The following is a 4251-nucleotide window of genomic DNA, read 5'->3' as shown; positions in this document are numbered from 1 at the left end:
GGCGAGACCGCTGCTGCGACAAATCGGCAACCCTGTTTCGAAACATCGTGGGTAATTCCGATCGAATCGAGCGCAGGAGCGAAGTCTTAACCAAGCGTTTACGCCAGCGTGGAAATGCTGGCCCAGAGCCAGAAAAACGAGTGAAAGCAATGACTGCCGTCGCCACCGCCGAACTGTTCGGCATCGACCCTCTCAACGTTTCGGATCGTTATACCGCCGCGCAAGCGCTCGGGGTCGTGCGGGATGGGATCATCACCGGCGAAGGCCCGACCACCCGCGGTCGGGTGCATTTCTCCCGCACCCTCGACGCCGCCGACACCGCGTGGTGCATGGGTATCCTGACCGCGTCCGCGGTCGACAATCAGCCGATCAGCCGGGCCGAGGCCGAAGCGCTGTTCGAGATCAACGATGCCGCCGCCGAGCGTGTCGATGGCGGCCGGTTCGATGATCTGTTCGCCAAGGCCGTCGCCCATCACGCCGCGGCCGCCTCCGGCCTGCCGGTGCCGGCGCGCAGCGTCGCGCTGTCGCCGGACGTTGCGATCGAGTCCTGGGCTCCGACCCAGGCGGTCGGCGTCAATACCGAAGTCCTGGAGTGGATCTCGCGCCAGATGCGCGGCACCCGGCGCAGCAATCACACGCTGATGCGGCTGGTCGCCACGCTGGTCGGCGTCGCGACGCTGCCGCTGATCAGCCAGGTGCCGCAGATCTTCGATCTCGGCGTCTGATCGTCCGAAGCCAAGTTCTGCAAGCAAGCGGCGGGGTTATTTCCCCGCCGCTTTTTGTTTGGAGGTCTCGCCGTCGAGGCCGAGGGTGCGGCCCGGGAAACCGGCGGCATCGAAGTAACGCTGCTCCCCGACGCGCTGCATCGCCAGCACGGTGCGCAGCCCGTTGGCGGCGTATTTCGAGCGGACCGTCTCCTGCGTGGCTTTCGGCACGGCGCCGTTCGGCATCGCCTCGGTCATCACCCGGCCGATCAGCTTGCCCTTGGTGGTCGGATCGAGCCCCATCAGCTTTGCCGCGGTGAACCCGACGTCGGCGTTGCTCACCGGCAGCGGGTCGGCGAAGCCGGCTTTGAAGTCCGGGCCGGTCGCCGCCATGAAGTTCATGGTGTCGCCGCGGCTGAACGAGCCGTGCATGCCCTGGCCCTGGCGCAGCACGGTGTCGGCGACCTGCACCGAGCACTGCGTCGGCTCGGCGCAGCCGGACGCGTAGGACCGGAAGTTGACCACGATCGTCGGCGTCGGCGTCGCGGCCTTGCCCTTCAGGTTGAGCGCCGACAGCGGCAGCGCGCCGGGGAAGCTGCCGAGCGAGTCATCGACGAACAGCCCGCTGACGTAGTCCTGCTCGAGCAGGGCCCGGATGGTGCGGCCGGCGAGCTTCTTGTCGCCGGTCGGCAGGTAGATCAGGTCCGAGCCGCCATTGGTGGCGACGACCAGATCCGGCTTGGCCGGATCCTTGCCGAGCACGCCGTTGCCGGCCTTGGGGTGGGCGTTGTCGCCGACCGGCGCGTTGCCGTTGTTGGGATCGAACAGCGGCAGCTTCAGCGCCTTCGCCAGATCGATGGCGAGGAAGCCCATCGGCAGGAAGCCGGCCGGGGTGTCGTCGTAGCTCGCCTTGGCAGACGGCGAGGTCTTGCTCTGCTTCGAGATCGTCGAGAAGCCGTGGTCGGCCGAGACGATGATGTTGGTCGAGGCGGAGAGCCCGAGCTCATCCAGAGCTTTGCGCAATTGCGCGAGGTTGTTGTCTGCATTGCGGATTCCGGCCAGCGAAGTCGGCCCGTTAATGCCGGGTGTCAATTCGTTCAGGCTATCGCCTTGATTGTGCTGGCTTCCATCCGGATCGCGGGACCAAAACACCAGCACGAAAGGCTTGCCGCGCTGCTTGAACAGCGGCAGCACAGCCTTGGCGGCGACGTCGGCGAAATAGGCCTGCTGCACGACGTTCGCGACCAGCGTGCCGGGCGTCTTGGCGTCGCCGGCCTTGGCGTTCTCGCCGCGGGCCGGTGGCTTCTGCGGCAGCCCGAGCTTGTCGAGCTCGGCCTTGAAGTCGTCAGGCAGGGGCACGCCCTTCGGCGAACCGGTCGCATCATCGATCACGATCGAATGCGGACCTGGCTTGTCGGCCCGGTCGGTGTGGTCGAACAGCAGGGTCGGGCCGAGCTTGCCGATCGCCGCGGTGCTCAGCCCCTTGTCGCGGGCGAGCTTAAGTAGGCTTTCCTCGTTGAGGTAATTGCCGTCGAAATGATTATCGATGTCGCCGAGGACGTCATCGTTCTCGATGAACGGAACCACGGTATTACCGGCCGGCGGAACGCTGTAGCCAGTATAGATGGTGTTGCTGAAGGTGCCGGTGTCGCCGAGATAATGCCCGGTCGCCATCGCCGAGCCGTTCGCCATGGTGAAGGTCGGAAACAGCGAATGCGGATTCTTGAAATTGACGCCCTGATCGCGGAGCGCGGCCATCGCCGGGGCGGTCTCCGGGCTGACGGACTTCGCCCGCAGGCCGTCGGGAATGAACAGAATCAGGTTGCGGGGCGGAGTGTTCTGGGCGAAAGCGGTGGAGACGGACAGCAGGCAGAGGCCCGCGGACAGTAGGGCGAGTGTGCGGCGCATGACAGGGCCTTGGGTTGATTGGGGCCCACGCTGGGGACCCCTTCGCAATATCTAGTTTTCCCCGGCGACAGAATTGTTACAAGCACACCCGCAATGCCCCGTCGCTGCCCCGCCCGGGACAGCAGAACCATCCAAGGTTGCAAGAAAAAGAGCATGTTCAAACGAATTCTGATCGCCAACCGCGGCGAGATCGCCTGCCGGGTCATCAAGACCGCGCGTCGTATGGGTATCGAGACGGTCGCCGTCTATTCCGAGGCGGACCGCGACGCGCTGCACGTCGAAATGGCCGATGAAGCGGTGCTGATCGGCCCCCCGGCGGCGGCCGAGAGCTATCTGGTGATCGAGAAGATCGTCGAGGCCTGCAAGAAGACCGGCGCCGAGGCGGTGCATCCGGGCTACGGCTTCCTGTCCGAGCGTGAGGCGTTCGCTAAGGCGCTGGCTGAGGCCGGCATCGTGTTCATCGGCCCGAACCCCGGCGCGATCGCCGCGATGGGCGACAAGATCGAGTCCAAGAAGGCCGCCGCGCAGGCCAAGGTTTCGACCGTACCTGGCTTCCTCGGCGTGATCGAGGACGACAAGCACGCCGTGAAGATCGCCGACGAGATCGGCTATCCGGTGATGATCAAGGCCTCCGCCGGCGGTGGCGGCAAGGGCATGCGCATCGCGCACTCGCGGGCGGAAGTCGCCGAAGGCTTCAACCTCGCCAAGGCCGAGGCCAAGGCGTCGTTCGGCGACGACCGCGTCTTCATCGAGAAGTTCATCGTCGATCCGCGCCACATCGAAATCCAGGTGCTCGGTGACAAGCACGGCAACGTCATCTATCTCGGCGAGCGTGAATGCTCGATCCAGCGCCGCAATCAGAAGGTGATCGAAGAGGCGCCGTCGCCGCTGCTCGACGAAGTCACCCGCCGCAAGATGGGCGAGCAGGCGGTCGCGCTGGCCAAGGCCGTGAACTACGACTCCGCCGGCACCGTCGAATTCGTCGCCGGCCAGGACAAGAGCTTCTACTTCCTCGAAATGAACACCCGCCTGCAGGTCGAACATCCGGTCACCGAAATGGTCACCGGCATCGACCTGGTCGAGCAGATGATCCGCGTGGCGGCCGGCGAGAAGCTGGCGCTGGCGCAGAAGGACGTCACGCTGAAGGGCTGGGCGATCGAGTCCCGCGTCTATGCGGAAGATCCGTTCCGCAACTTCCTGCCGTCGATCGGCCGCTTGGTGAAGTATCGCCCGCCGGCCGAGAGCGCAGCCTCCGGCATCACGGTGCGCAACGACACCGGCGTGCAGGAGGGCGGCGAGATCTCGATGTTCTACGACCCGATGATCGCCAAGCTGGTGACGCACGGGCCGTCGCGCGCCGCGGCGATCGAGGCGCAGACCCATGCGCTCGACGCGTTCTACGTCGATGGCATCCGCCACAACATTCCGTTCCTGTCGGCGCTGATGACGCATCCGCGCTGGCGCGAGGGCAATCTGTCGACCGGCTTCATCGCTGAAGAATTCCCGCAGGGCTTCCACCCGCGGGTGCCGGAGGGCGAAGTCGCCCGCCGCATCGCCGCGGTCGGTGCGGCGATCGACCGGGTGATTGGCGAGCGCAAGCGCAAGATCCCGGGTCAGATGATCGGCCGCGCGGTGATCC

At 65.7% G+C, this 4251-nt stretch carries 3 protein-coding genes; 2 read left to right on the top strand and 1 reads right to left on the bottom strand.

The features are described 5' to 3' along the window. Positions 1–149: 149 nt before the first annotated feature. Positions 150–725: a hypothetical protein gene (locus DYI24_RS22185; RefSeq protein ID WP_107345025.1), complete on the top strand. Its 576-nt coding sequence runs from the start codon at positions 150–152 to the stop codon at positions 723–725. A 36-nt stretch (positions 726–761) separates the two neighbouring features. On the opposite strand, the gene DYI24_RS22180 is transcribed toward DYI24_RS22185, so the two are convergent. Continuing rightward, positions 762–2612: an alkaline phosphatase family protein gene (locus tag DYI24_RS22180; RefSeq protein WP_164573869.1), complete on the bottom strand. Its 1851-nt coding sequence runs from the start codon at positions 2610–2612 to the stop codon at positions 762–764. A 153-nt stretch (positions 2613–2765) separates the two neighbouring features. Between DYI24_RS22180 and DYI24_RS22175 the strand changes: the two genes are divergently transcribed. Next, positions 2766–4251, top strand: a 1486-nt coding sequence (locus DYI24_RS22175) for an acetyl-CoA carboxylase biotin carboxylase subunit (RefSeq protein ID WP_164573868.1), incomplete at its 3' end; no start/stop codon positions are given.

Origin of the sequence: Rhodopseudomonas sp. BR0C11 (genome assembly GCF_010820945.1) — a bacterium.
Classification (GTDB): domain Bacteria; phylum Pseudomonadota; class Alphaproteobacteria; order Rhizobiales; family Xanthobacteraceae; genus Rhodopseudomonas; species Rhodopseudomonas palustris_H.
This window is presented reverse-complemented; position numbering and strand designations above follow the sequence as displayed.